The organism is Halopseudomonas xiamenensis (genome assembly GCF_014219065.1).
Taxonomy (GTDB): domain Bacteria; phylum Pseudomonadota; class Gammaproteobacteria; order Pseudomonadales; family Pseudomonadaceae; genus Halopseudomonas; species Halopseudomonas xiamenensis.
Map to the genome: position 1 here is coordinate 1 of NZ_JACLGO010000034.1, position 26377 is coordinate 26377.

The window sequence follows — 26377 nt, forward strand, 5'->3', positions numbered from 1 at the left end:
TCAAGAGGTCGATCCTGTTTCACTATGGTGGACTATGCATGGCACCTAACCCATACGAATAAGTGAAGAGCCATAAAAAACCAGAAAGGACTTCCCGATGGATCACCTACCAGCCAAGCCGCGCCTGCGGGAGCAGTTCCGCTCTGTGATTCGCCTGAACCATTACAGTATCCGTACAGAAAAAAGCTACTGGTACTGGATTCGTTACTACATTCGCTTTCATGGTATGCGCCACCCTCTGGAGCTGGGCCCTGGGGACGTGAACGCCTTTCTCAGCTGGCTGGCAACTGACCGTCAGGTCGCCGCTGCTACTCAGAATCTGGCTCTAAATGCCTTGGTGTTTCTTTACGCACGAGTGTTTGAACGTCCCTTGGGTGATATTGGTAATGCTATTCGGGTAAAACGCCCTCCCAGGCTACCCGCCGTACTGACGCATCAGGAGGCAATGTCAATCATAGAGCGGCTGACAGACCCTTATCAGCTGTTGGCATCGCTGATGTATGGTGCAGGGCTGCGGGTGGTCGAGTCAGCACGCCTGCGGGTTAAGGACATCGACTTCCAGCGCCAGGTTATTACTGTCCGGGACGGCAAAGGTGGCAAGGACCGCACCACCTTGCTGCCTGCATCCCTGATTGCGCCGTTGCTGCGGCGCAAAGAGGAAATCCAGACCGGATGGAGGCATCACGAGTCGTTTTACAAGATTCCCGTTTCTCTGCCTTTTGCGCTGCGGCGCAAGTATCCCAATGCCTCTCGTTCACTGGAGCGGCAGTGGCTTTTCCCTTCCAGCGCCATTTGCCTTGATGATGAAGGGCAGAGCGTACGGCATCATTTGCATGTCAGCACCATTCAGCGCGCAGTTAAGTTGGCTGTGCGCGACGCCGGAATTAACAAGCCTGCTGGTTGCCATACGTTCCGCCATACGTTCGCCACCGAGCTGCTGCGCCGTGGGAGCGATATCAGAACGGTGCAAACCCTGTTGGGCCATGCGGATGTTCGGACGACTCAGATATATACCCATGTGCTTGGACAAGGTTTCGCAGGTGTTCAAAGTCCATTGGGGTAGTTTCCCCATGGTTTCGGGCACGCTACCGCCCTACCCGTTCATCCCGAGCATAACCATTATTATCTGGTGGGATATGGAGGCTGTCCGATGCTTGTAAAGGAGAGTCTGCAATCCCTGCTTGGCTTAACCATAATGCAGGCATCTGGCCATTTCAATCAGGGTTGGGGCAGTCGATGGTCTCATAGCCGGTGCCGTGGGCTTTGTTGATCAGCTTGTTTGCTTGTTCATAGCCGAGGCGCTTGGCTTTCGGCACATCGCTGGTTTTGATTTCGTGGAGGTGGATGCCCAGGGTTGGGGCGCCGCAGACGGTTATTACGGCCATGCCGGTTTGGGTGGCGCAGGTTGAGGTCAGGACGTTGATGCCGGCGTTGGTTAGGGTGGTGGTGCTGTCGGTTAGGGTGGTGGTTGGGGGTTGGCATTGTTTGGTGCCGTCGGGTTTATAGATGTGGGTGGTTTGGGTTGTGCAGGCGGTGGTTAGGAGGAGTGTGGCTGTTAGGGTTGTTGCTTTCATGGGTTGGTCTCTGTAATGAATGAACTATGGGGAATATATTAGCTCTTTCCCCCTCTCCCCAGCCCTCTCCCGCGAGGGGAGAGGGAGCGGTGATGTGTTAGCGGGTAGCGTGTGCATACAAAAATCCCGGCGCTGGGCCGGGATTTTTGTGGTGCGGGTTGAGGGTTAGCCTACCCATACTCTTGCGTTGCGGAACATGCGCATCCAGGCGCCGTCTTCGCTCCAGTCATCGGGGTGCCAGGAGTTTTGTACGGTGCGGAATACGCGCTCCGGGTGCGGCATCATGATGGTGACGCGGCCGTCGCGGTTGGTCAGGCCGGTGATGCCGCGGGGGGAGCCGTTGGGGTTGGCTGGGTACCGGTCGGTCATGCGGCCGTTGTTGTCGACGAAGCGCAAGGCGACGCTGCTGCTGGCTTCGCAGGCGTCCACGGCGGCGCTGTCGGCGAACTCGGCGTAGCCTTCGCCGTGGGCGATGGCGATCGGCATGCGGGAGCCGACCATGCCGCTGAGGAATACCGACGGTGACGGTTGCACTTCGACCATGGCCACCCGTGCTTCGAACTGCTCGGAGCGGTTGCGTACGAAGCGCGGCCAGTGGTCGCTGCCGGGGATGAGTTCGCGCAGGTTGGACAGCATCTGGCAACCGTTGCACACACCCAGGGTGAAGGTATCCGGGCGGGCGAAGAAGTCGGTGAAGGCCTGGCGCGCCTGTTCGTTGAACAGGATCGACTTGGCCCAGCCTTCGCCGGCGCCCAGTACGTCACCGTAGGAGAAGCCGCCACAGGCGACCAGGCCGCGGAAGTCGGCCAGGTCGATGCGACCGCTGAGGATGTCGCTCATGTGTACGTCGATGGCAGTGAAGCCGGCGCGGGTGAACGCGGCGGCCATTTCCACCTGACCGTTGACGCCCTGCTCACGCAGGATGGCTACCGCCGGGCGCATGCCGGTGTTGATGAAGGGTGCGGCGACGTCTTCGTTGATGTCGTAGCTGAGCATGGCCTGCAGGCCGGGGTTGCGGTCGTCGGCCAGGCGTTCGTGCTCCTGGTCGGCGCATTCGGCGTTGTCGCGCAGGCGCTGGATCTGCCAGCTGGTCTCGCTCCAGGCCTGTTGCCAGTCGGCGCGGGTACCGTTGAGTACGGTTTCGCCGGCGAACCAGAAGTTCAGCACCTGCTCTTCGGTCGGACGGCCGATGACGGCGCTGCAGTCGCCCAGGCCGGCGGCGGACAACTGGCTGAGGACGGCTTCGGTGTCATCCTGGCGTACCTGGATCACCGCACCCAGTTCTTCGTTGAACAGCGCGGCAGGCAGGTCGCTGGCGTTGTCAGCCAGTACATCGAGGTTGATATCCAGGCCGCAACGACCGGCAAAGGCCATTTCCGCGACGCTGGCCAGCAGGCCGCCGTCGGAGCGGTCGTGGTAGGCCAGCAGCAGGTCATCCTGGTTCAAGCCTTGGATCACGGCGAAGAAGGCCTTGAGGTCTTCGGCGTCGTCCAGGTCCGGAGCCTGTTGGCCGATGCGGTTGTACACCTGCGCCAGCGCGGAGCCGCCGAGGCGGTTCTGGCCGCGGCCCAGGTCGATGAGGATCAGGTCGGTATCGCCCTGATCAACGCGCAGTTGCGGGGTCAGGGTGCGACGTACGTCCTGTACCGGGGCGAAGCCGGTGACGATCAGCGACATGGGCGAGGTGACGCTCTTGTCCTGGCCGTTGTCGTTCCAGCGGGTCTGCATGGACATGGAGTCCTTGCCCACCGGGACGGTGATGCCCAGTTCCGGGCACAGTTCCATGCCGACCGCCTTGACCGTGTCGTACAGGCGGGCGTCTTCGCCGGGGTGGCCGGCGGCGGCCATCCAGTTGGCGGACAGGCGGATGTCCGACAGATTTTCAATGCGCGCGGCGGCCAGGTTGGTGACCGTCTCGGCCACCGCCATGCGACCGGAGGCCGGGGCATCCAGCAGCGCCAGCGGGGTACGCTCGCCCATGGCCATGGCTTCGCCGGTATGCACGTCGAAGCTGCTGGCGGTTACCGCGCAGTCGGCAACCGGCACCTGCCAGGGGCCGACCAGCTGGTCGCGGGCGACCAGGCCGGTGATGCTGCGATCACCGATGGTGATCAGGAAGTTCTTGCTGGCCACGGCCGGCAGGCGCAGTACGCGCAGCGCGGCTTCTTCCAGCGCGACAGCGCCGGTGAAATCATCGCCCTGCTCCGCTTCGCGGCTGACGCTGCGGTGCATGCGCGGCGGCTTGCCGAGCAGGACCGACAGTGGCATGTCCACCGGCTGGTTGTCGAAGTGGCTGTCGTTGAGCACCAGCAGCTGTTCTTCGGTAGCCTCGCCAACCACGGCGAAGGGGCAACGCTCGCGCTCGCAGATTTCCTGGAAGCGCTCGAAGTCGGCGTTCGGCACGGCCATGACGTAGCGTTCCTGAGATTCGTTGGACCAGATCTCCAGCGGGCTCATGCCCGGCTCGTCATTCGGTACATTGCGCAGCTCGAAGCGGCCGCCGCGGCCACCGTCGTTGACCAGTTCGGGGAAGGCGTTGGACAGACCGCCGGCGCCCACATCGTGGATGAAGGCGATGGGGTTCTTGGCGCCCAGCTGCCAGCAGCGGTCGATGACCTCCTGGCAGCGGCGTTCCATTTCCGGGTTCTCGCGCTGCACCGAGGCGAAATCCAGGTCCTCGGCACTGCTGCCGGTGGCCATGGACGAGGCCGCGCCGCCGCCCAGGCCGATCAGCATGGCCGGGCCGCCGAGCACGATCAGCTTGGCGCCCACCGGGATCTCGGCCTTCTCGACGTGATCGGCGCGGATGTTACCCATGCCGCCGGCGATCATGATCGGCTTGTGGTAGCCACGGATCTCCGGGCCGCGGGGCGAGGCGACGGTCTGCTCGAAGGTACGGAAGTAGCCGGTCAGCGCGGGGCGACCGAATTCGTTGTTGAACGCGGCGCCACCGAGCGGGCCGTCGATCATGATCTGCAGCGGGGTGACGATGCGGCCCGGCTTGCCGTTGTCCTCTTCCCAGGGCTGCTCGAAGCCGGGGATACGCAGGTTGGATACGGTGAAGCCGGTCAGGCCGGCCTTGGGCTTGCCGCCGCGACCGGTGGCACCTTCGTCGCGAATCTCGCCGCCGGAGCCGGTGGAGGCGCCGGAGAAGGGGGCAATGGCGGTCGGGTGGTTGTGCGTCTCGACCTTCATCAGGATGTGGATCTGTTCCTGATGGGCGCGGTATTCGCCGGTACCCGGCTCGGGGAAGAAGCGTCCACCGACGAAGCCTTCGATCACCGCGGCGTTGTCCTTGTACGCGGATAGCACGCCATCACTGCGCATCTGGTAGGTGTTCTTGATCATGCCGAACAGGCTCTTGTCCTGCGCCTGGCCGTCTATATCCCAGCTGGCGTTGAAGATCTTGTGCCGGCAGTGCTCGGAGTTGGCCTGGGCGAACATCATCAGTTCGACATCGCTGGGGTTGCGGCCCAGTTCGATGAAGCTCTGCACCAGGTAGTCGATCTCGTCATCGGCCAGCGCGAGGCCGAGGTCCAGGTTGGCCTGTTCCAGCGCAGCCTTGCCGCCGCCGAGGATATCCACGCGGTTGAACGGCTTGGGCTCGGTGTGGTGGAACAGCTGGGCGGCAGCGTCGATATTGTCCAGCGCCTGCTCGGTCATGCGATCGTGCAGCAGCGCGGTGACCTGCTGCAGCTCGGCGGCGCTGAGCTGGCCACTGACGTAATAGGCGATACCGCGCTCCAGACGGGAGATCATCCGCAGGCCGCAGTTGTGGGCGATATCGGTGGCCTTGCTCGACCAGGGCGAGATGGTGCCGAAGCGCGGAACCACCAGTACCAGGTTGCCGCTGGGCTCTTCGACATCAACCGATGGGCCATATTTGAGCAGACGCTCGAGAACCAGTTGATCCTGCTCATCCAGTTCGCCGGTCAGATCGGCAAAATGCATGAATTCGGCATACACAGCACTTACGCCGGGAACATGCTGTTGCAGACGGGCAAGCAGCTTGTTGCGTCGGAAATCGGAAAGGACTGGGGCTCCACGCAGGATATGCATGTTGGTATCGGCCTCGGAGATTTGGGATATTGGAAAAGAAGGCGCATAGGATAACCCATGCTGCGCGTTCGGGCTATTGTACCGGCGGAACTGTGCGACCAGCCGCGCACAACCATCCCCTGAAACAATCCTGCCCTATTGCCGCTGGATGGATTTACATATACTTGGCGCATGTTACAGAACCTGTTTCGCCGCCCCGCTGCCCCTGCCCTGGCCATCCTGTGCTCGGTGCTGCTGAGTGCCTGCGAGCAGCCCAGCCGCCTGGAGCAACTGCGCGCCGACGGCACCCTGCACGTCATCACCCGCAACACCCCGACCACCTATTACCAGGGCCGCCACGGCGATACCGGGCTCGAATACGAGCTGAGCAAACGCTTTGCCGACAGCCTGGACCTGGAGCTGAAGATGGTCGCCAGCCCGACGCTGGACGACCTGTACCAGCAGCTGGCGCAGGACAAGGGGCCGCATATCGCCGCTGCCGGATTGACCGCCAACCCGGCCCGGGCTGACCAGGTGCGCTTTGCCGAGGCCTATCTGCAGGTGACGCCGCAGGTGGTCTACCGCCGTGGCGATCGCCAGCCGCGCGGCATTGAGGATCTGTACGAGCGGCGCATCCTGGTGCTCAAGGGCAGCACCCTGGCCGACCAGTTGCGCCAGCTGCAGACCGAGCACCCGGAGTTGGTGTTCGAGGAATCGGACCATCTGGAAACGGTCGACCTGCTGCGCATGGTCAATGACGACGAGATCGATTTCGCGGTGGTGTATTCCAACGAGCTGATCGTCAACCAGGCCTTCTACCCGGCGGTACACGTCGGCTTCGACCTCGGCCCGGCGCAGCCCATGGCCTGGGCCCTGGCCGGCGGTGAGGACGACAGCCTGCTGCAGGAAGTGAATCGCTTCTTCGATGAGATTCGCGCCGACGGTACTCTTGATCAGTTGCTGGAGCGTTTCTACGGGCATGCCGATGTGCTCGATTATGTCGGCGCGCGCGCCTTCGCCCGGCATATGCAGCAACGCCTGCCGCGCTTCGAGAAGCTGTTCCGCCAGGCCGGTGACCAGCAGGGGCTGGACTGGCGCCTGCTGGCGGCCATGGCCTACCAGGAATCGCTGTGGGATGTGGATGCCCGCTCCCCGACCGGGGTCCGCGGGCTGATGATGCTGACCCTGCCGACCGCCAAGTTCGTCGGCGTGACCAACCGGGTCGACCCGGCGCAGAGTATCGCAGGCGGCGCCCGTTACCTGATCTGGGTGCGCGACCAGTTACCCACCGACATCCCCGAACCCGACCGCACCTGGTTCGCCCTGGCGGCGTACAACGTCGGTATCGGTCACCTGGATGATGCGCGCATCCTGACCCGGAATAACGGCCGCGATCCGAACCGCTGGATCGATGTGAAGGATCATTTGCCGCTGCTGTCGAAGAAGCAGTGGTACAGCCAGACTCGTTATGGTTATGCCCGTGGTGGCGAGCCGGTGCATTATGTGCAGAACATTCGCCGCTATTACGAGATTCTTACCTGGGTGACCCAGCCGCAGGCGGAGACTCCGCAGATGCCGGATGAGCAGTATCACGCGCCGGGGATTCTGGAGCAGTTGCCGCAGGGGATTTGAGGTGACTGGCTATGGGCTCCCCCTCTCCCCCGGCCCCTCTCCCGCGAGGGGCGAGGGGTGACTTGGCTGCATTCACGTTATCTTTCTGAAAGTGAGATGTTAGAAGTAGTCAAACGAGCCTTTTGCCTGTTTGTACAGCGCATATCCCCCGGTTCGCATAGACAAGCTTTCTCTCTTCGAACTGGACAGCGAAACCAACAACATAAGTAATAAGCTACCCAACAGTATCAGTTAGGTGCATGCCGCAACACAGGTCTGAAAACCTATTTTTCTGCCAGGAAAACTAAGCGATATCAGCCAAGTCACCCCTCGCCCCTCGCGGGAGAGGGGCCGGGGGAGAGGGGGATACGCATTGACCTACCGCCGAGCCCGGAAAAACTCCGTCAGCAACACCCCACACTCCTCCGCCAACACCCCCCCCTCCACCAGCACCCGGTGATTCAACCAGGGCTGGTCCAATACCTGCGCACGGCTGACCACCGCCCCCGAGCGCGGCTCGCTGGCGCCGAATACCAGACGGTTGATACGACTGTGCACCAGCAGGCCCGAGCACATGGTGCAGGGTTCCAGGGTGACGTAGAGGGTGGTGCCGGGCAGGCGGTAGTTGCTTTCGACGAGGGCGGCCTGGCGCAGGGCGACCATTTCGGCGTGGGCGCTGGGGTCGTGGCTGCTGATGGGTTGGTTGAAGCCGCGGCCGATGATCCGGCCATCACGTACCAGAATGGCACCCACCGGCACTTCACCCAGTTCGGCGCCCTTGCGCGCTTCGGCGATGGCCTCGCGCATGAAATCGATATCAGCTGGTTTCATCTGGAATCTGTTGCCGCCCGTCTGTCACATCCCATGGACGGCAAAGGATACACAATCGCGCGGAAAAGGTGGCGGGCATTGCTGCCCGCCGGTGGGGTACATCTTCAGATCAGCGAGCGCTCGCGCAGCAGTTCGATGACCTTGTCGACGCTGGCCGCCAGATCCAGCTCGGCGGTATCGATCACCAGGTCGGCATCCTCGGGCGCTTCGTAGGGGTAGGAGATGCCCGGAATGGTGCCCTCTTCCCCGGCGGCATACAGCCCGGACGGGTCGCGCGCCTGGCACACGTCCAGCGGGGTATCCAGATGCACCATCAGGCAGCGGTCACCCAGGATATGCCGGGCGGTGGCGCGGCTCTCCGCGGTGGGTGCGACGAAGGCAGCCAGTGCGATCAGGCCCGCCTGGTTCAGTTGGCGAGCCACACGGGCGCCCTTGTGCAGGTTCTCCGCGCGGCCAGCGGCATCGCGGCCCAGGCCCTTGCTCAGGTCCTGGCGCATGGTCTTGCCATCCAGCACGAAGCAGGCGCGGCCACGATCGAACAGGCGGCGTTCCACGGCATAAGCCAGGGTGCTCTTGCCGGCGCCGGACAGGCCGGTGAACAGCAGGGTGACCGGCTCCTGGCCGTAGCGCACGGCACGCTCCTTGGGGGTGACGTGGGCGAATTCGCCATGGCTGTCAGTGCCCTGCTGCTGCGCCTGCGCCTTGGCCACGATCATGCCCGCGCCGACGGTGCCATTGGTCAGTCGATCGATGACGATGAAGGCGCCAGTGGTGCGGTTGGCGCGGTAGTCGTCATAGGCGATGGGCCGCTCCAGGGCCAGCTCGACCCGGGCGATTTCGTTCAAGGCCAGCTCGCTGGCCTCTTCATGGGCCAGGGTGTTCACATCCTGGCGGAAGTGGATACGGGTGAAGGAGCCCGGGCTGTAGCTGGTCGCACGCTTGATGTCGTACTTGCGGCCCGGCTGCATCGGCTGCTCGGACATCCACACCAGGCTGGCCTCGAACAGGTCGCCGATCACCGGGCGATTATCCACATGGGCAAGCATGTCGCCGCGGGAGATGTCGATTTCATCCTCCAGTGTCAGGGTCACGGCCTGCCCCGGTCCGGCGGCATCCAGTTCACCATCGAAGGTGACGATGGACTTGACCCGGCTGGTCTTGCCCGAGGGCAGGGCCACCAGTTCATCGCCCTTGTTCACCACGCCGGAGGCAATGGTGCCGGCAAAGCCACGGAAGTTGAGGTTCGGCCGGGTCACCAGTTGCACCGGGAAACGCAGGTCGGTCAGGTTACGGTCAGCCGACACTTCCACGGTCTCCAGGATTTCCATCAGCGACGGGCCGGTGTACCACGGGCTGCGCTCGCTGCGGTTGACCACGTTGTCGCCTTTCAAGGCGGACATGGGCACGAAGTGCACCGAGCTGTTGGCCAGGGTGTCCAGCCCCTTGGCGAACTCGCTGTAATCGGCGCAGATCTGGTTGAAGACCTTTTCGTCGAAGTCCAGCAGGTCCATCTTGTTGACCGCGACAACGATATGCCTGATCCCCAGCAAGGATGCGATAAAGCTGTGCCGGCGGGTCTGGGTCTGCACGCCGTAACGTGCATCAATCAGGATGATCGCCAGGTCGCAGGTCGAGGCGCCGGTGGCCATGTTGCGGGTGTACTGCTCATGGCCGGGGGTGTCGGCGATGATGAACTTGCGCTTGGCGGTGGAGAAGTAGCGATAGGCGACATCGATGGTGATGCCCTGCTCGCGCTCGGCCTGCAGGCCATCGACCAGCAGTGCCAGGTCGACTTCCTCGCCGGTGGTACCGGACTTCTTCGAGTCGCGGGTGATGGCTTCCATGTGATCTTCATAGATCATCTTGGAGTCGTGCAGCAGGCGCCCGATCAGGGTGCTCTTGCCATCGTCGACGTTACCGCAGGTGAGGAAGCGCAGCAGTTCCTTGCGCTCGTGCTGCCCCAGATAGGCCAGGATGTCCTGGCTGATCAGATCAGATTGGTGACTCATTGCAAAATTCTCCGGGCTGGGCGCTTAGAAGTAGCCTTGGCGTTTCTTTTCTTCCATCGATCCGGCCTGATCGTGGTCGATCACGCGGCCCTGGCGCTCGGAAGTACGGGTCAGCAGCATTTCCTGGATGATTTCCGGGAGGGTGGCGGCGGTGGATTCCACGGCGCCGGTCAGCGGGTAGCAGCCCAGGGTCCGGAAACGCACCATTTTCATTTCCGGCGTTTCACCGGGGTTCAGCGGCATGCGCTCGTCGTCGACCATGATCAGCGAGCCGTCGCGGTTGACTACCGGGCGCTCGGCGGCGAAGTACAGCGGTACGATCGGGATGCCTTCCAGGTAGATGTATTGCCAGATATCCAGCTCGGTCCAGTTGGACAGCGGGAACACGCGAATGCTCTCGCCCTTGTGCACCTTGCCGTTGTAGATGTTCCACAGTTCCGGGCGCTGGTTCTTCGGGTCCCAGCGGTGATGCTTGTCGCGGAACGAGTAGACGCGTTCCTTGGCACGGGATTTCTCCTCGTCGCGGCGGGCACCGCCGAAGGCGGCATCGAAGCCGTATTTGTCCAGTGCCTGCTTCAGGCCCTGGGTCTTCATCACGTCGGTGTGCACCGCGCTGCCGTGGGTGAAGGGGCCAATGCCCTGGGCCACGCCTTCGGGGTTCATGTGCACCAGCAGGTCCAGGTCCATCTCCTCGACCATGCGCTCGCGAAAGCTGTACATCTCGCGGAATTTCCAGCCGGTGTCCACGTGCAGCACGGGGAACGGCAGGCGGCCGGGATAGAATGCCTTGCGCGCCAGGTGCAGCATGACCGCCGAGTCCTTGCCGATGGAATAGAGCATCACCGGATTCTGAAACTCGGCGGCAACCTCACGAATGATGTGGATGCTTTCAGCTTCCAGCTGTTTGAGATGGGTCAGTTTTTCCAGCATGGGGTACTCACGGTGAACGAAGGGCATCAAAGGAATGCGGCATTGTAACAAAGCGATGCCCTTCTAATAAGCAACCCTTCAATACCTTTAAGTTATAAGCATATTCACCGCGGGCAGCCCTATACCGGATTGTCGATATCGATGAAGCGGTGTTCCACCCCGAACTGCTCGACCAGGTGCTCACCCAGCGCCTGCACGCCGTAGCGCTCGGTGGCATGGTGCCCGGCGGCATAGAAGTTGATGCCGCATTCGCGGGCGATGTGGATGGTCTGCTCCGATACCTCACCGGTGATGAAGGCATCCACACCGAGTGCCACCGCCTTGTCGATATAGCCCTGCGCGGCACCGGTGCACCAGGCGATGCGCTTCACTGGCCGACCGTGCCCACTGATGAACAGCGGCTCACGTCCCAGCGCCAGGTTCAGTTGCTGGGCCAGTTCCTCACCGCTGAGCGCCTCGCTCAATTCACCCTGCAACCCCACCGATCGGGGGTTATTCGGTTCCAGCCCGCCGGTGATGTTCCAGCCAAGCCGTTGCGCCAGTTGCACGTTGTTACCCAACTTGGCGTGCACGTCCAGCGGCAGGTGATAGGCGACCAGGTTGATACCATGCTCGAGCAAGGCGCGGATGCGCCGCTGCTTGAGGCCGGTGATCGGCGCCGCTTCGCCACGCCAGAAGTAACCGTGATGCACCAGCAGCAGATCAGCCCCCTGCGCAACCGCCGCATCGATCAGTGCCTGGCTGGCGGTGACCCCGGTCACTATGCGCGAGACGCTCGGCCGCCCTTCGACCTGCAGGCCATTGGGACAATAGTCCTGAAAGGCGCTGCAATCGAGCAGGTTATTGCAATAGGCCACCAGCCCGGAACATTCAGTCATTACTTACCCCCTGATATAAAAGCGATTTTCCTGTATACAGGATGAAGATACCAAGCGTATAACAGCGGCATCTGCACAATCATATTAATCTCTTTATAATGACAAACTCCTAGGGGCTGTTCCCGTTAAAGGTAACCCAGTGAAAGGTTTTCTGCGTAATTTGGGCTGGCCTGCAGTCTGCGGCCTGTTATTGGCTCTGGTAATCCTGCAGCAGTTCCCGCAGTGGCTCGGGCTGCCGGCAAAATCCAACTATCAAATGGCTCCGGCAATGGCCCTGCCCACCTCTGCCGGCGTGGTTTCCTATAGCGATGCGGTAAGCAAGGCCGCACCGGCGGTGGCCAATATCTTCACCACCAAACAGGTCAATACCCCGAACGCCAACCAGCCATTCAACAGTCCATCGCTGCGCGATTACGCCGACAGCATGCCGGCCCCGTCGCGCCGCCAATCCAGCCTCGGTTCGGCAGTGATCCTGCGCAAGGACGGCTACCTGCTGACCAACAATCACGTGGTCGCCGGCGCCGACGGCATCCTGGTAGCGCTGCAGGATGGTCGCGAGGCGATTGCCGAGCTGATCGGCACCGACCCGGAAACCGACCTGGCGGTCCTCAAGATCGACCTGCCCGACCTGCCGGCGGTCACCCTCAGCCCGGCCGAGCAGCAGCGTACCGGCGATGTGGTCATGGCCATCGGCAACCCCTTCGGTCTCGGCCAGACCATCACCATGGGCATCATCAGTGCCACCGGCCGCAACCAGTTGGGGCTGAACACCTACGAGGACTTCATCCAGACCGATGCGGCGATCAACCAGGGCAACTCCGGTGGCGCGCTGATCGACGCCTATGGCCGGCTGATCGGCATCAATACTGCGATCTTCTCCCAGTCCGGCGGCTCCCAGGGCATCGGTTTTGCCATCCCGGCACCGCTGGCGATCAACGTCATGGAGGAGATCATCCAGCGCGGCCGGGTCATCCGTGGCTGGCTGGGCGTGGAGGTACAGCCATTGACCGACGAGCTGGCCGAGTCGTTCGGCCTGATCCAGACCCACGGCATCGTGGTCTCGGGGCTGTATCGCAATGGCCCGGCCTGGTCGGCCGGGCTGCGCCCGGGTGACGTGATCATGAAGATCGATGGCCAGGCGGCCCGCAACGGCCGCCAGGCAATGAACGTGGTGGCCCGTGCCACACCGGGACAGAAGGTCGAGCTGGAAGTGCTGCGCAACGGTGAAGCACTGAACTTCACCGCTGAGGTTGGCGTGCGGCCAACCTTCGGCTCCTGATACGCCCGGCAGCGACTCAGCCGTTCAGCAGGCTGCCGAGGGCATCCAGCAGCGCCTGGTTCTGCTCCGGCGTACCGACGGTAATGCGCAGGAACTGCTCGATACGCGGCTGGCGAAAATGCCGCACTATCACCCTGCGCTCACGCAGGCCCGCGGCCAGCTGCGCGGCATCGCGCTGCGGGTGCCGCGCCAGCACGAAGTTGGCAGCCGAAGGCAGCACCTCGAAGCCCAGCTGTGTCAATGCCGCGCTCAACTGCTCGCGGCTGTCGATGACCGCCCGACAGCACTGCTCGAACCAGGCCTGATCCTCGAAGGCGGCAACCGCGCCGACGATCGCCAGCCGGTCCAGCGGATAGGAGTTGAAGCTGTTCTTGACCCGCTCCAGCGCCTCGATCAGGTCCGCATGACCGACCGCCAGGCCGACCCGCAGCCCAGCCAGCGAGCGCGACTTGGACAGGGTCTGGGTCACCAGCAGGTTGGGATAGCGATCGACCAGGGCAATCGCGGTCTCGCCGCCAAAGTCCACATAGGCTTCGTCCACCACCACCACCGAATCCGGGTTGGCCTGCAGGATCTGCTCGATGCCGGCCAGCGGCAGCAGCATACCGGTCGGCGCATTGGGGTTGGGGAAGATGATGCCCCCATTGGCACCACGGTAGTCCTCCACCCGGATGCTGAAGTCCTCCGCCAGCGGCAGCACCCGTGCCTCGATGCCATACAGGCCGCAGTACACCGGGTAGAAGCTGTAGCTGATATCCGGCATCAGCACCGGCTTGCCGTGCTGGAACAGTGCATGGAAGATGTGCGCCAGCACCTCGTCGGAGCCATTCCCAACGAAGACCTGGGCGCTGCTCACACCGTAGTAGCTGGCGATGCTGTCCTTCAGCGCATCGGCATTGGGCGCCGGATACAGCCGCAGGCCGTCATCCAGCTGACTGCGGATGGCGTCGATTACCTTCGGCGACGGGCCATAGGGGTTCTCGTTGGTGTTCAGCTTGATCAGGTTATCCAGCTTGGGCTGCTCGCCCGGTACATAGGGCACCAGATCCTTTACAAAGGGACTCCAGAAACGACTCACGGCAAGACTCCAGAACAGTAACGGCTCACCAGTCGGGAGCCTGGATCAAAATCAGGGTCTGACTCACATAATACTTACGCAATGCTCTCTCAACGCCGTCATCCTCGGCGCAGGCCGAGGATCCATTAACCCCGTGCAGTCAGTGGATCCTTCGCCTTCGCGAAGGATGACGGCATGAGCCGGGGCTAACGTCATAAAAATTGGCAGGCCCGGACTATCATCAAGGGCAATGTAGCCGGACACTCATCAAGGCTTGATACGATACTCTGCACTACGCGCGTGGGCCGTGAGGCTTTCGCCACGAGCCAGCACCGAGGCGGTCTTCGCCAGTTCCGAGGCGCCTTCCGGGGAGCAGAAGATCACCGAGGAGCGCTTCTGGAAGTCATAGACACCCAACGGCGAGGAAAAGCGCGCAGTGCCGGAGGTCGGCAGCACGTGGTTCGGTCCGGCGCAGTAGTCGCCCAGCGCCTCGGGGGTGAAGCGGCCCATGAAGATGGCGCCGGCATGGCGGATCTGCCCCAGCATCGCCTCGGGGTCGGCCACCGACAGCTCCAGGTGCTCCGGAGCGATGCGGTTGGCCACTTCGCAGGCCTGCTCCAGGCTGTCGACCTTGATCAGCGCCCCGCGATTCTCCAGCGACACACGCACCATGTCGCTACGCTCCAGGCTACCCAGCAGCTTGTCCAGGCTGGCCTGGACCGCATCCAGGAACTGCGCATCCGGTGACAGCAGGATCGACTGCGCGTCCTCGTCGTGCTCGGCCTGGGAGAACAGGTCCATGGCGATCCAGTCCGGATCGGTCTGGCCATCACAGATCACCAGGATTTCCGACGGGCCGGCAATCATGTCGATGCCAACCTGGCCGAACACCGCGCGCTTGGCGGTCGCCACATAGATGTTGCCGGGGCCGACGATCTTGTCCACCGGCGGCACCGTCTCGGTACCATAGGCCAGCGCCGCCACCGCCTGCGCACCGCCTACGGTGAACACCCGATCGACACCGGCCAGGCAGGCCGCGGCCAGTACCAGTTCGTTGATCTCGCCACGCGGGGTCGGCACCACCATGACTACCTCGGGCACCCCGGCGACCTTGGCCGGGATGGCGTTCATCAGTACCGACGACGGATAGGAGGCCTTGCCACCCGGCACATACAGGCCAACACGGTCCAGTGGCGTGACCTGCTGGCCGAGTACGGTACCGTCGGCCTCGGTGTAGCGCCAGGACTCCTGACGCTGGTGCTGGTGATACACCCGGACCCGCTCGGCGGCCACTTCCAGTGCCTGGCGCTGCTCGCTGGTGATGCGCTGCAGGGCCAGTTCCAGGCGGGCGCGATCCAGCGTCAGATCGGCCATGCCGGCCACATCCAGCCCGTCAAAGCGACCGGTGTATTCGACCAACGCCGCGTCGCCACGCTGGCGCACGGCGGCGATGATTTCCTCGACCCGCTCGTTGACCGCCTTGTCGGATACCCCTTCCCACGCCAGCAGGCCATCGAGATGATGGTTGAAATCAGCCTGGTTGGCGTCCAGACGGGTGATTTTCAACGGCGTGTTCATGGCGTGTTCCTCAACGGTAGGGATAGTACATATCAGCTGGCGCGGCGCTCGACGGCGTCGCCCAGCAATTGGATCAGGTTTTGTATCCGGGCGTGCTTCATCTTCATCGACGCCTTGTTGACGATCAGCCGCGAGCTGATGTCAGCAATCAGCTCCTGCGGCTCCAGGCCGTTGGCCTTGAGCGTGTTGCCGGTATCGACCACGTCGATGATCTTGTCCGCCAGGCCGACCAGCGGTGCCAGCTCCATGGAACCGTACAGCTTGATCACTTCCACCTGGCGCCCCTGGGCGGCGTAGTAGCGGCGCGCGACATTGACGAACTTGGTCGCCACCCGCAGCCGGCCCTTGGGCTCGGGGGTGTTCACCGGACCGGCGGTCATCAGCCGGCAGTTGGCGATCTTCAGGTCCAGTGGCTCGTACAGGCCCTTGCTGCCGTACTCCATGAGCACGTCCTTGCCGGCCACGCCCAGGTCGGCGGCGCCCTGCTCCACGTAGGTCGGCACATCGGTGGCACGCACGATCAGCAGGCGCACGTCCGGGTCGCTGGTACTGAAGATCAGCTTGCGGCTCTTGTCCAGATCCTCCACCGGTTCGATACCCGCCAGCTTCAGCAGCGGCAGGGTATCGTCGAGGATGCGGCCCTTGGACAGGGCGATGGTCAGGCTATTGCTCATGTGGATTTCTCTCAGGCGGAAACACGGCGGATGCTGGCACCCAGCATCTGCAGCTTTTCCTCGATGCATTCATAACCACGGTCGATGTGGTAGATCCGGTCCACCAGGGTATCACCGTCGGCCCACAGGCCGGCAATCACCAGGCTGGCCGAAGCGCGCAGGTCGGTGGCCATGACCGGCGCGCCCTTGAGCCGCTCGACCCCGGTGACGATGGCGGTGTTGCCCTCGACCTGGATATGCGCGCCCATGCGGCTCATTTCCTGCACGTGCATGAAGCGGTTCTCGAAGACCGTTTCGATCACTGTGCCGGTACCCTCGGCCACCGCGTTCATCGCCATGAACTGTGCCTGCATATCGGTAGGGAATGCCGGATACGGCGCGGTACGCAGGTTCACCGCGCGCGCGCGGTTGCCCTTCATGTCCAGGCTGACCCAGTTCTTGCCGGTGTCGATCTGCGCGCCGGCTTCTTCCAGCTTGAGCAGAACGGCTTCGAGAATCGCCGGATCGGTATCCTTGAGCTTGACCCGGCCACGGGTGGCAGCGCCGGCCACCAGGAAGGTGCCGGTCTCGATGCGGTCGGGCATCACCGAGTAGGTCGCGCCATGCAGGCGTTCGACGCCATCCACGGTAATGGTATCGGTGCCATGGCCCTTGATCTGGGCGCCCATGGCGATCAGGCATTCGGCCAGATCCACCACTTCCGGCTCGCGTGCGGCGTTGTGGATCACCGTCTGGCCACGCGCCAGGGTGGCGGCCATGAGGATGTTCTCGGTGCCGGTAACGCTGACGGTATCGAATGCATAATGCGCCCCGCGCAATCCGCCTTCCGGCGCCCGGGCCTTGATGTAGCCGCCCTCGACGGTGATTTCCGCGCCCATGGCCTCCAGGCCACGGATGTGCAGGTCCACCGGCCGGGAGCCGATGGCGCAGCCACCGGGCAGGGCCACTTCGGCATAGCCGAAGTGCGCGACCATCGGCCCCAGTACCAGGATCGAGGCGCGCATGGTCTTGACCAGCTCATAGGGCGCCACCAGGGTGGTGATGCTGGTCGGGTTGACCTCGACGTTGAGCTTGTCGCCCACCACCGGCTGCACGCCCATGCGGCCGAACAGCTCGATCATGGTGGTGATGTCGTGCAGGTGCGGCAGATTGCAGATGGTGACTGCCTCGTCGGCCAGCAGGGTGGCGGCGAGGATCGGCAGCGCCGAGTTCTTCGCCCCGGAAATGCGGATTTCACCATCCAGGCGGTTACCGCCGGTGATCATCAGTTTGTCCATACGGATTCTCTTGTGCGGGATCGTTTCAGCGACGATCGTCCCAGGCTTGGCGGGTGAAGAATTTCATGGTGACCGCATGGATCCGGCCATCGGCAATCGGCTCGTTGAGCAGGGCATAGATCCGCTGCTGACGCTTGACCGGCGACAGTGCCGCCAGCTCATCGCTGATCAGCAGCAATTGAAAGTTGCAGCCCTCGCCGTCCACTTCCACCTGGGTGCCAGGCAACTGCTGTTCGATCAGGTTCTTTACTTCACTGGCCTGCATTGGGTATCTCCAGGGTGCTGTCATTCGCAGCAGAAAGGGTTTCCAGCCATTCATCCAGTCCGCACACGGCGGCCATGCTCAGCAGTCCGACGGGCAGTCCGCTGGCCTGCAGTCGCACCTGGTGCTCAGTGGCAGTACGCGCCGCCGACAGCAACAATGACAAGCCGACACTGTTGCTGCGGGTGACGCCCGACAGATCCAGGGTCAGCGGCTGGCCGGCGCTGGCCGCTATGGCGCCGGCCAGCTCATCGCGCAGCGCTATGGCGCTGACGAAGTCCAGCTCGCCTTCCAGTCGCAGCCGTTCGGCATCACGCAGCAGACGTGCCTTCACTCGCCGGCCTCTTTTTCAACAATCTCGCGGGACTCGGCAACCACACTGCCCCAGTTGGCGATCACCGCATCCAGGTCGTTGCGGTTGGCCTGCATGGCCTGGGCGAACTGGTCACGGAACAGCAGGCCGATATTGATGCCTTCGACGATCACGTTGCGCACTTTCCACTGCCCATCGAGATTGACCATGGTGTAGGTGACCGGATAGACGTTGCCGTTGTTGGCCCGCACTTCCATATTCACACTGGCACGCTCATCGGTCTGCTGCGAGCCCTTGGCCGGCGGCAGTACGGTGATGTTGCCGCTGTCGAATTCGAGCAGGGCATTGCCGTAGAACTCGACCATGCTGCGCTTGAAGGTATCGATGAAACGATTCATCTGCTCCTCGCTGGCGCTGCGGCTGTAACGCACGGTCATCACGCTCCGGGCGATGCCCTGGAAATCCACCACCGGGTCGAGCACTTCGTTGAGGCCTTCGAGAAAGGCATTGGAATCCTGCTTGTAAAGCTCGCGGTTGGCATTGAGCACTTCCATGACCCGCACGGAGGTATCTTCCACCACCTGGTGCGGGGTGGCGGCCGCAGCCTGGGCCAGCAGTGGCGTGCTCAGCAGCAGAGCCATTGCCCATGTCATGAAGTTGCGCATGTTTTTCTCCTGTTAGTCGTCTTTGCTGACGGTATTGAGCAAGAAGCGGCCGATCAGTTCCTCAAGCACCAGTGCCGACTGGGTATCGAGGATCTCGTCACCATCGGCCAGCACCAGGTCATCACCGCCCACGGAAATGCCGATGTACTTCTCGCCCAGCAGGCCGGCGGTGACGATCGAGGCGGTGCTGTCGGCCGGCAGGGTGTCCACATCGGAGTTGATGGTCATCTCGACCAGGCCGGTATAGCGGTTCTTGTCAAAGGTGATGCGTTTGACCTGGCCGATGGTCACACCGGCCATGGTCACCTTGGAACGTGCGGTCAGACCGGAAACGTTGTCGAAGTGGGCATACACGGTATAGGTGTCACCATTGGTGCTCAGGGTCAGGCCACTGACGCGCAGGGCGAGTATCAGCAGGGCCAGCAATCCAGCCAGGATGAACAGGCCGACAGTCAGTTCCAGTTTACGGGTGCGCATGGCAGTTTCCTTGGCAGATCAAAACATCAAAGCGGTGAGAATGAAATCCAGGCCCAGGATGGCCAGGGAGGCATAGACAACAGTACGGGTGGTCGCCCGGCTGATGCCTTCGGAAGTCGGTTCGCAATCATAGCCCTGGAACACCGCGATCCAGGTCACCACCACAGCGAAGACCACGGCCTTGATCAGGCCATTGAGCACATCGGCGCCGAACAGCACCGAATTCTGCATGTTGGACCAGTAGGAGCCGGAATAGACGCCCAGCCAGTCCACCGCGACCATGGCGCCACCCCAGATACCGACCACGCAGAAGATCAGCGACAGCAGCGGCATGGAGATGAAGCCGGCCCACAGGCGCGGCGCGATCACGTACTTGAGCGGATCGACGCCAATCATTTCCAGGCTCGACAGCTGCTCGGTGGCCTTCATCAGGCCGATCTCGGCGGTCAGCGCGGAACCGGCACGCCCGGCGAACAGCAACGCGGTGACCACCGGGCCCAGTTCACGCAGCAGGGTCAGGGCGACCATCTGCCCGACCGCCTGCTCGGAGCCGTAGTCCTTGAGAATGTTGTAGCCCTGCAGCGCCAGCACCATGCCGATGAAGATGCCGGAGACGATGATGATCGCCAGCGACAGCACACCCACTGCATACAGCTGCTTGAGCAGCAGGCTGAAGCCATTGCCGTAGCGCGAGCGTCCGGCCAGCGCCTGGAACAGGAAGATGCCGGAACGGCCGATGGCGGCCACCACATCCAGGCCGACCCGGCCCAGCGATGCCACCCTATCCACGAGACTGCTCAACGCTTGCGCTCCTTCTGCAACAGGTCATCCACATAGTCCGTCGCCGGGAAGTGGAACGGCACCGGGCCATCCGGCTCGCCCTGCATGAACTGGCGAATGCGCGGGTTATCGGAGTTCATCAACTCGTCCGGCTTGCCATGCCCCAGCACCTGGCCATCGCCCACCACGTACAGGTAGTCGGCGATGCTGGCGGTTTCCGCCAGGTCGTGGGACACCACGATGCTGGTCAGCCCGAGCGCATCGTTGAGCAGGCGGATCAGGCGTACCAGCACCCCCATGGAGATCGGGTCCTGGCCGACGAACGGTTCGTCATACATCATCAGCTCGGGGTCCAGGGCAATCGCCCGGGCCAGCGCCACCCGCCGCTTCATGCCACCGGACAGCTCGTCGGGCATCAGCTGGTTGGCGCCACGCAGGCCGACCGCCTGCAGTTTGAGCAGGACGATATCGCGGATCATGTCTTCCGGCAGCTTGGTATGCACCCGCAGCGGGAAGGCGACGTTCTCGAACACATTCAGGTCGGTGAACAGCGCGCCGCTCTGGAACAGCATGCCCATGTGCTGGCGCGCGGCGAACAGCTCCTCGCGACCGAGCCGGGGGATATCCTCGCCGTTGACCAGGATGGCGCCGCTGTCCGGACGCAACTGCGCGCCGATCAGCCGCAACAGGGTGGTCTTGCCACAACCGGACGGCCCCATGATGCCGGTGATCTTGCCGCGGGGAATACGGATGTCTACATTATTGAAGATAATCCGCTCACCCCGGCTGAAGGTGACCTGCTGCAGATCGACGATGAAATCCGATGATTCGGGCATAGTGTTGGGTGGCCTTACCTGTTGACCGACGCAATGACGGAAAAATGAACGGAGTAATATACCAGTTCGGCGGATGCAGCCCAAGCTGGGCATCTTTCATTTTGTGTTCCCAGAGATGGCTGGCTGCTTCGGGGCCATGGATTGCCACGTCACTTCGCTCCTCGCAATGACGATGTCTGATCAACCTGTGGGAGCCGCGCTGTGGGAGCCGCGCCCCGCGGCGATGGGTTTGCGGGCAGCCCGCTATCGCGCCGGGGCGGCGCTCCCACCACCAACAACACCAACATCACCACAAGCGGCGCCCTCCAGGAAGTTCGGGAATATCTCCACAGTGGGAGACAGCACAGATGAGTTGAGCGTCACAAAACGCTATACTCCGCGCTGACTGCTCAACAGAAATCAAAGACCATGCCAGAATTCGATTACACAGCTTCAGCCCAGCGCACCATTCGCCTCGAACGTGACGCCGTCGACAGCCTGCTGGGCCGGCTCGAAGGCCATTTCGATACGGCCTGCGCCACGCTCATCGAGTGCCCCGGGCGCATCGTGGTCACTGGCATGGGCAAGTCCGGGCATGTTGGCCGCAAGATCGCCGCGACACTGGCCAGTACCGGTTCACCGGCCTTCTTCGTGCACCCCGGCGAGGCCAGCCATGGTGACATGGGTATGATCACCCGCCAGGACGTGGTCATCGCCCTGTCCAATTCCGGCAATACCGCCGAGGTGGTGACCCTGCTGCCATTGATCAAGCGCCTCGGCATTCCGCTGGTCAGCATCACCGGCAACCCCGACTCGACCCTGGCCCGCGCCGCCGTGGCCAACCTGGATACCGGCGTCGAACAGGAAGCCTGCCCGCTGAACCTGGCACCGACCTCCAGCACCACCACCGCGCTGGTCATGGGCGACGCCCTGGCCATCGCGCTGCTCGAGGCGCGCGGCTTCAGCGCCGAGGATTTCGCCTTCTCCCATCCCGGCGGCAGCCTCGGCCGGCGCTTGTTGCTGCTGGTCGACGACATCATGCACAGCGGTACGCAGATGCCGCTGGTATCACCGGCCGTGCCACTGCGCGACGCGCTGCTGGAAATGACCCGCAAGGGCCTTGGCCTGACCGGCATCACCGACGACCAGGGCGTGCTGGTCGGTGTCTTCACCGACGGTGACCTGCGCCGCACCCTGGATCAGGATGTCGATATCCGCAATGCGCGCATCGAGCAGGTCATGACCCCGCGCTGCAAGACCGTGCGCCAGGGGGTACTGGCTGCCGAGGCGCTGAAGGTGATGGAGGACAGCAAGATCAGCGGGCTGTTCGTGGTCAACGAGCAGGGTCTGCCGGTCGGCGCCCTGAACATGCATGACCTGTTGCGTGCGGGGGTGGTATGAAACCTGAACTGACTCTGCTGGAACGCGCCCGGGATATTCGCCTGGCGATCTTCGATGTGGACGGCGTACTCACCGACGGCCGCCTGTACTTCATGCCCGATGGTACCGAGTTCAAGTCGTTCAACACCCTGGACGGCCACGGCATCAAGCTGCTGATCGCCTCCGGTGTGCAGACCGCGATCATCAGCGGTCGCAACTCACCGCTGGTGGAACGCCGCGCCGCCAACCTGGGTATCCAGCACCTGATCCAGGGGCGCGAGGACAAGCTCACCGCGCTGGCCGAGCTGCGCCAGCGGGTACCGGTGGAGCTGGAGCAGATCGCCTTCCTCGGTGATGACCTGCCGGACCTGCCGGTCATGCGCCGGGTCGGGCTGGGCATGGCGGTGGCCAGCGCCGACGGCTTCGTCCGCGAACATGCCCACGGGGTGACCGTCAACGCCGGTGGCGCCGGTGCAGCGCGGGAGTTCTGCGAACTGATCATGCGCGCCCAGGGCACCCTGGACGCAGCCCAGGCGGCCTACCTGTGAAGATTCCGCGCTACCTGGTCACCGGTGGACTGGTACTGCTGGCCGTGGTTCTGGCGCTGGCGGTGGGCTACTGGAACATTCGCCCGGCCAGCTTCACCCCGCAACTGGTGCAGGACCCGCTGCAGCCGGACTTCTTCATGGACAACCCGCGGATTCGCCAGCTCAACGAGCAGGGCCAACCAGCCTATGACTTGACCAGCATCCGCGCCGCCCACCAGGTTGGCGAGGACATCACCGAGCTGGATGAGCCCAGGCTGGTGTATTACCGCGAGGGCGACCAGCAACCCTGGAACCTGCGTGCCCGCTACGGCGAGGTCAGTGCCGACGGCGAACGCGTCGAACTGAGCCAGAATGTGATCATCGAACAGCCATTGGCCGGCCAACCGGCTCGGCGCCTGTCGACGCCGGCGCTGAGTGTCTTTCCCAGCCGCCACTATGCCGAGACCGACCGCAGCGTCAGGATCGAAGCCGGCGGCGTGACCACGGCCACCGGTATGCAAGCTAACTTCAACGACGGCCGCATCGAGCTGCTGTCCAACGTAAGAGGCGAACATGAAGCGCGTTAGAACCCTCTGTCTTGCCCTGCTGGCCGGCGTTGCCGCGCCAGTGATGGCGCTGCCTGATGACGCCAGCCAACCGATTCGCATCCAGGCCAACTCGGCGACCCTGGATGATCGTCGCAACACCGCCGTGTACAGCGGCAATGTCATCATCACCCAGGGCAGCATGCGCCTGACCGGCAGCCGCGTCACGCTGAATACCGACCAGGCCGGCGAGGTCAGCAAGATCGTCGCCCAGGGCTCGCCAGCCACCTACCGGCAGACCCCGGATGCGGACAGCAAGCCGGTGGACGCCCGCGCACTGACCATCGAATACCATGCCGACGTCGAGCGCGTGGTGCTGATCGACCAGGCCTTTCTCGAGCAGGCCGGCAACACCTTCCAGGGCCAGCGCGTGAGCTATGACATCCAGCGCCAGGTAGTGGATGCCGGCCGCGCCAGCAGCGGTGATGACGACACCGCCGAGCGTATTGAAATCATCATCCAGCCACGCAAGCGTACCGAGCCGGCGACCAATGACGAAACTTGAAGCACGCCACCTGGCCAAATCCTACAAGTCACGCAAGGTCGTGCAGGACGTCTCGCTGTCGATCAACAGCGGCGAGGTGGTCGGTCTGCTCGGCCCCAATGGTGCCGGCAAGACCACCTGTTTCTACATGATCGTCGGGCTGGTCAAGGCCGATCACGGCAACATCCTGATCAACGAGCAGGACGTCACCCGCCTGCCCATGCATGGCCGGGCGCGCCAGGGTATCGGCTACCTGCCGCAGGAGGCCTCGATCTTCCGCAAGCTCAGCGTGGCCGACAACATCATGGCGATCCTGCAGACGCGCAAGGACCTGAACCGCCAGGGCCGTGAGGGCAAGCTCGACTCGCTGCTGCGTGAATTCCACATCCACCACCTGCGTGACAATCTCGGCATGAGCCTGTCCGGTGGTGAACGCCGGCGAGCGGAAATCGCCCGTGCACTGGCCACCGACCCGCAGTTCATCCTGCTCGACGAGCCGTTCGCCGGGGTCGACCCAATCTCGGTCAACGACATCAAGCAGATCATCGAGCATCTCAAGGACAAGGGTATCGGTGTGCTGATTACCGACCATAATGTGCGTGAGACCCTGGATATCTGCGACAAGGCGTACATCGTCAACGATGGCCATATCATCGCCGAAGGGAATGCCGAAGCCGTGCTCGCCAACCAGCTGGTACGCGATGTGTATCTGGGGCATGCCTTCCGCCTGTGAAAACCGTCGGATTTCAGGCATGCTAGCGGGCAATTGGCCATGATTTTATTTTGCTCATCAATGGCTTGAAATGAACAAGGCACATCGCGACACACTATGAAACCAACGCTCGTCCTCAAGATGGGGCAGCAGCTGACGATGACACCGCAGCTGCAGCAAGCCATCCGACTGCTTCAGCTGTCCAGCCTCGACCTCCAGCAGGAGGTGCAGGAGGCGTTGGAAGCCAATCCGCTGCTGGAAATGGCGGACGATGGCGAGGATGACTACTCCTCCAATACCGCGGACAACGCCGGCGGCGACGAGGATGCACCTGCCACCGCCCTGCCCGAGCCGGCGGCACTGGATGTCATAGACCAGCACAGCCACAGCGAGGAAGAAGGCAACTGGAACGAGCAGATCCCCAGCGAACTGCCGGTCGACACCCAGTGGGAGGATATCTACCAGACCTCCGCCAGCTCCCTGCCCAGCTCGGATGACGAGGACTGGGATTTCACCTCGCGCACCAGCAGCGACGAGACCCTGCAGAGTCATCTCGAATGGCAGCTCAACCTGCTGCCGCTGTCGGATACCGATCACCAGATCGCCATCGCGCTGATCGATGGTATCAACGCCGACGGCTACCTGGAGGAGTCTCTGGAAGACATCCAGGCCTCCCTCGACCCGGAACTGGGCGTGGAGCTGGACGAGATCGAGATGGTGCTGCACCGCATCCAGCAGTTCGAGCCGGTCGGCGTCGGCGCCCGCAACCTGAGCGAATGCCTGCACCTGCAATTGCGCCAGCTGCCCGACAGCACGCCGATGCTGGAGCAGGCCAAGCGCGTGGTGCGCGATTACCTGGAGCTGCTCGGCAGCCGCGATTTCGCCCAACTGATGCGGCGCACCCGGCTCAAGGAAGACCAGTTGCGCGAGGTGATCGCGCTGATCCAGACACTCAACCCGCGTCCCGGTGGGGAAATCGCCTCCGGCGAGGCCGAGTACGTGATACCCGACGTCATCGTGCGCCGCGACCAGAACCGTTGGATCGTCGAGCTGAACCAGGAAGCCGCGCCGCGGGTACGGGTCAACAGCCAGTACGCGTCCATGGTCAAGCGCGCCGACAGCAGCGAGGACAATACTTATCTGCGCAACCACCTGCAGGAAGCACGCTGGTTCATCAAGAGCCTGCAGAGCCGCAACGAGACGCTGATGAAGGTGGCCACGCAGATCGTCGAGCACCAGCGCGGCTTTCTCGAACACGGCGAAGAGGCCATGAAGCCGCTGGTACTGCACGATATCGCCGAGGCGGTGGGCATGCACGAGTCGACCATCTCGCGGGTGACCACGCAGAAATACATGCACACCCCACGCGGCATCTTCGAGCTCAAGTACTTTTTCTCCAGCCACGTCAGCACCAGCGAGGGCGGTGAATTCTCCTCCACCGCCATCCGCGCGCTGATCAAGAAACTGGTGGCGGCAGAAAACCCGAAGAAACCATTGAGTGACAGCAAGATCGCTGGTTTACTGGAGGAACAAGGCATCCATGTGGCGCGGAGGACCATCGCCAAATATCGCGAATCGCTCAACATCGCGCCATCGAGCGAACGCAAACGGCTGGTCTGAA

At 62.9% G+C, this 26377-nt stretch carries 25 protein-coding genes; 9 read left to right on the top strand and 16 right to left on the bottom strand.

Going from position 1 to position 26377, the window contains the following annotated elements:
- The first annotated feature begins 97 nt into the window (after positions 1-97).
- Positions 98-1063, top strand: coding sequence for an integron integrase (locus H6X51_RS17525; RefSeq protein WP_185268761.1), 966 nt, complete (start codon positions 98-100; stop codon positions 1061-1063).
- 151 nt (positions 1064-1214) lie between these two features.
- On the opposite strand, the gene H6X51_RS17530 is transcribed toward H6X51_RS17525, so the two are convergent.
- Positions 1215-1574: a hypothetical protein gene (locus H6X51_RS17530; protein ID WP_185268762.1), complete on the bottom strand. Its 360-nt coding sequence runs from the start codon at positions 1572-1574 to the stop codon at positions 1215-1217.
- Between the two features lie 165 nt (positions 1575-1739).
- Entirely contained in the window at positions 1740-5633 is a 3894-nt protein-coding gene (gene purL / locus H6X51_RS17535; protein ID WP_185268763.1) for a phosphoribosylformylglycinamidine synthase, read from the bottom strand.
- Positions 5634-5804: 171 nt separating this feature from the next.
- On the opposite strand from purL, the gene mltF reads away from it, so the two are divergent.
- Positions 5805-7244 carry a membrane-bound lytic murein transglycosylase MltF gene (gene mltF, locus H6X51_RS17540; RefSeq protein ID WP_185268764.1) on the top strand — a complete coding sequence of 480 codons (1440 nt, stop codon included), beginning with the start codon at positions 5805-5807 and terminating at the stop codon, positions 7242-7244.
- A gap of 357 nt (positions 7245-7601) precedes the next feature.
- Here mltF and tadA read toward each other — a convergent pair whose 3' ends face one another.
- The 4 genes from tadA to H6X51_RS17560 form a co-directional block, all read right to left on the bottom strand.
- Positions 7602-8054 (bottom strand): tRNA adenosine(34) deaminase TadA, encoded by a 453-nt coding sequence (tadA, locus tag H6X51_RS17545; protein ID WP_185268765.1) that lies wholly within the window; start codon positions 8052-8054, stop codon positions 7602-7604.
- A gap of 104 nt (positions 8055-8158) precedes the next feature.
- Positions 8159-10063 (bottom strand): sulfate adenylyltransferase subunit CysN, encoded by a 1905-nt coding sequence (gene cysN / locus H6X51_RS17550; protein ID WP_185268766.1) that lies wholly within the window; start codon positions 10061-10063, stop codon positions 8159-8161.
- Between the two features lie 24 nt (positions 10064-10087).
- Positions 10088-10993, bottom strand: coding sequence for a sulfate adenylyltransferase subunit CysD (gene cysD / locus H6X51_RS17555; RefSeq protein WP_185268767.1), 906 nt, complete (start codon positions 10991-10993; stop codon positions 10088-10090).
- A gap of 119 nt (positions 10994-11112) precedes the next feature.
- Positions 11113-11871 (bottom strand): Nif3-like dinuclear metal center hexameric protein, encoded by a 759-nt coding sequence (locus H6X51_RS17560; protein WP_185268768.1) that lies wholly within the window; start codon positions 11869-11871, stop codon positions 11113-11115.
- 139 nt (positions 11872-12010) lie between these two features.
- Here H6X51_RS17560 and H6X51_RS17565 point away from each other — a divergent pair, with 139 nt between their 5' ends.
- On the top strand, positions 12011-13150 hold the full coding sequence (locus H6X51_RS17565; RefSeq protein ID WP_185268769.1) for a S1C family serine protease: 1140 nt from the start codon (positions 12011-12013) through the stop codon (positions 13148-13150).
- A gap of 16 nt (positions 13151-13166) precedes the next feature.
- On the opposite strand, the gene hisC is transcribed toward H6X51_RS17565, so the two are convergent.
- The 10 genes from hisC to H6X51_RS17615 form a co-directional block, all read right to left on the bottom strand.
- A complete protein-coding gene (gene hisC / locus H6X51_RS17570) occupies positions 13167-14228 on the bottom strand; it encodes a histidinol-phosphate transaminase (RefSeq protein ID WP_185268770.1) in 1062 nt (353 codons plus the stop codon).
- Between the two features lie 246 nt (positions 14229-14474).
- Entirely contained in the window at positions 14475-15785 is a 1311-nt protein-coding gene (hisD, locus tag H6X51_RS17575) for a histidinol dehydrogenase (RefSeq protein WP_185268771.1), read from the bottom strand.
- 32 nt (positions 15786-15817) lie between these two features.
- The gene (gene hisG, locus H6X51_RS17580; RefSeq protein WP_185268772.1) at positions 15818-16459 is read right to left on the bottom strand and encodes an ATP phosphoribosyltransferase; all 642 of its coding nucleotides are present in this window, start codon (positions 16457-16459) and stop codon (positions 15818-15820) included.
- Between the two features lie 11 nt (positions 16460-16470).
- Entirely contained in the window at positions 16471-17736 is a 1266-nt protein-coding gene (murA, locus tag H6X51_RS17585; protein WP_185268773.1) for a UDP-N-acetylglucosamine 1-carboxyvinyltransferase, read from the bottom strand.
- Positions 17737-17761: 25 nt separating this feature from the next.
- Complete coding sequence (locus H6X51_RS17590) at positions 17762-18001, bottom strand: BolA family protein (protein WP_185268774.1); 240 nt, start codon at positions 17999-18001, stop codon at positions 17762-17764.
- Positions 17988-18332, bottom strand: coding sequence for an STAS domain-containing protein (locus H6X51_RS17595; RefSeq protein ID WP_185268775.1), 345 nt, complete (start codon positions 18330-18332; stop codon positions 17988-17990). The genes H6X51_RS17590 and H6X51_RS17595 overlap by 14 nt, the downstream gene beginning before the upstream one ends.
- Entirely contained in the window at positions 18329-18976 is a 648-nt protein-coding gene (locus H6X51_RS17600; RefSeq protein ID WP_185268776.1) for an MlaC/ttg2D family ABC transporter substrate-binding protein, read from the bottom strand. The genes H6X51_RS17595 and H6X51_RS17600 overlap by 4 nt, the downstream gene beginning before the upstream one ends.
- A 12-nt stretch (positions 18977-18988) precedes the next feature.
- A complete protein-coding gene (gene mlaD / locus H6X51_RS17605; RefSeq protein WP_105646303.1) occupies positions 18989-19453 on the bottom strand; it encodes an outer membrane lipid asymmetry maintenance protein MlaD in 465 nt (154 codons plus the stop codon).
- An 18-nt stretch (positions 19454-19471) separates the two neighbouring features.
- Positions 19472-20254 carry a lipid asymmetry maintenance ABC transporter permease subunit MlaE gene (mlaE, locus tag H6X51_RS17610; protein ID WP_185268777.1) on the bottom strand — a complete coding sequence of 261 codons (783 nt, stop codon included), beginning with the start codon at positions 20252-20254 and terminating at the stop codon, positions 19472-19474.
- Complete coding sequence (locus tag H6X51_RS17615; RefSeq protein ID WP_185268778.1) at positions 20251-21069, bottom strand: ATP-binding cassette domain-containing protein; 819 nt, start codon at positions 21067-21069, stop codon at positions 20251-20253. The genes mlaE and H6X51_RS17615 overlap by 4 nt, the downstream gene beginning before the upstream one ends.
- 408 nt (positions 21070-21477) lie before the next feature.
- Here H6X51_RS17615 and H6X51_RS17620 point away from each other — a divergent pair, with 408 nt between their 5' ends.
- The 6 genes from H6X51_RS17620 (at position 21478) to H6X51_RS17645 (ending at position 26376) form a co-directional block, all read left to right on the top strand.
- The gene (locus H6X51_RS17620; protein WP_185268779.1) at positions 21478-22449 is read left to right on the top strand and encodes a KpsF/GutQ family sugar-phosphate isomerase; all 972 of its coding nucleotides are present in this window, start codon (positions 21478-21480) and stop codon (positions 22447-22449) included.
- Entirely contained in the window at positions 22446-22976 is a 531-nt protein-coding gene (locus H6X51_RS17625) for a KdsC family phosphatase (RefSeq protein ID WP_185268780.1), read from the top strand. The genes H6X51_RS17620 and H6X51_RS17625 overlap by 4 nt, the downstream gene beginning before the upstream one ends.
- Entirely contained in the window at positions 22973-23542 is a 570-nt protein-coding gene (lptC, locus tag H6X51_RS17630) for an LPS export ABC transporter periplasmic protein LptC (protein WP_185268781.1), read from the top strand. Before H6X51_RS17625 ends, lptC begins: the two co-directional genes overlap by 4 nt.
- Positions 23529-24065 carry a lipopolysaccharide transport periplasmic protein LptA gene (gene lptA / locus H6X51_RS17635; RefSeq protein WP_185268782.1) on the top strand — a complete coding sequence of 179 codons (537 nt, stop codon included), beginning with the start codon at positions 23529-23531 and terminating at the stop codon, positions 24063-24065. The genes lptC and lptA overlap by 14 nt, the downstream gene beginning before the upstream one ends.
- The gene (lptB, locus tag H6X51_RS17640; protein ID WP_185268783.1) at positions 24052-24777 is read left to right on the top strand and encodes an LPS export ABC transporter ATP-binding protein; all 726 of its coding nucleotides are present in this window, start codon (positions 24052-24054) and stop codon (positions 24775-24777) included. Before lptA ends, lptB begins: the two co-directional genes overlap by 14 nt.
- Positions 24778-24873: 96 nt before the next feature.
- Positions 24874-26376: an RNA polymerase factor sigma-54 gene (locus H6X51_RS17645; RefSeq protein WP_185268784.1), complete on the top strand. Its 1503-nt coding sequence runs from the start codon at positions 24874-24876 to the stop codon at positions 26374-26376.
- Position 26377 lies beyond the last annotated feature (1 nt).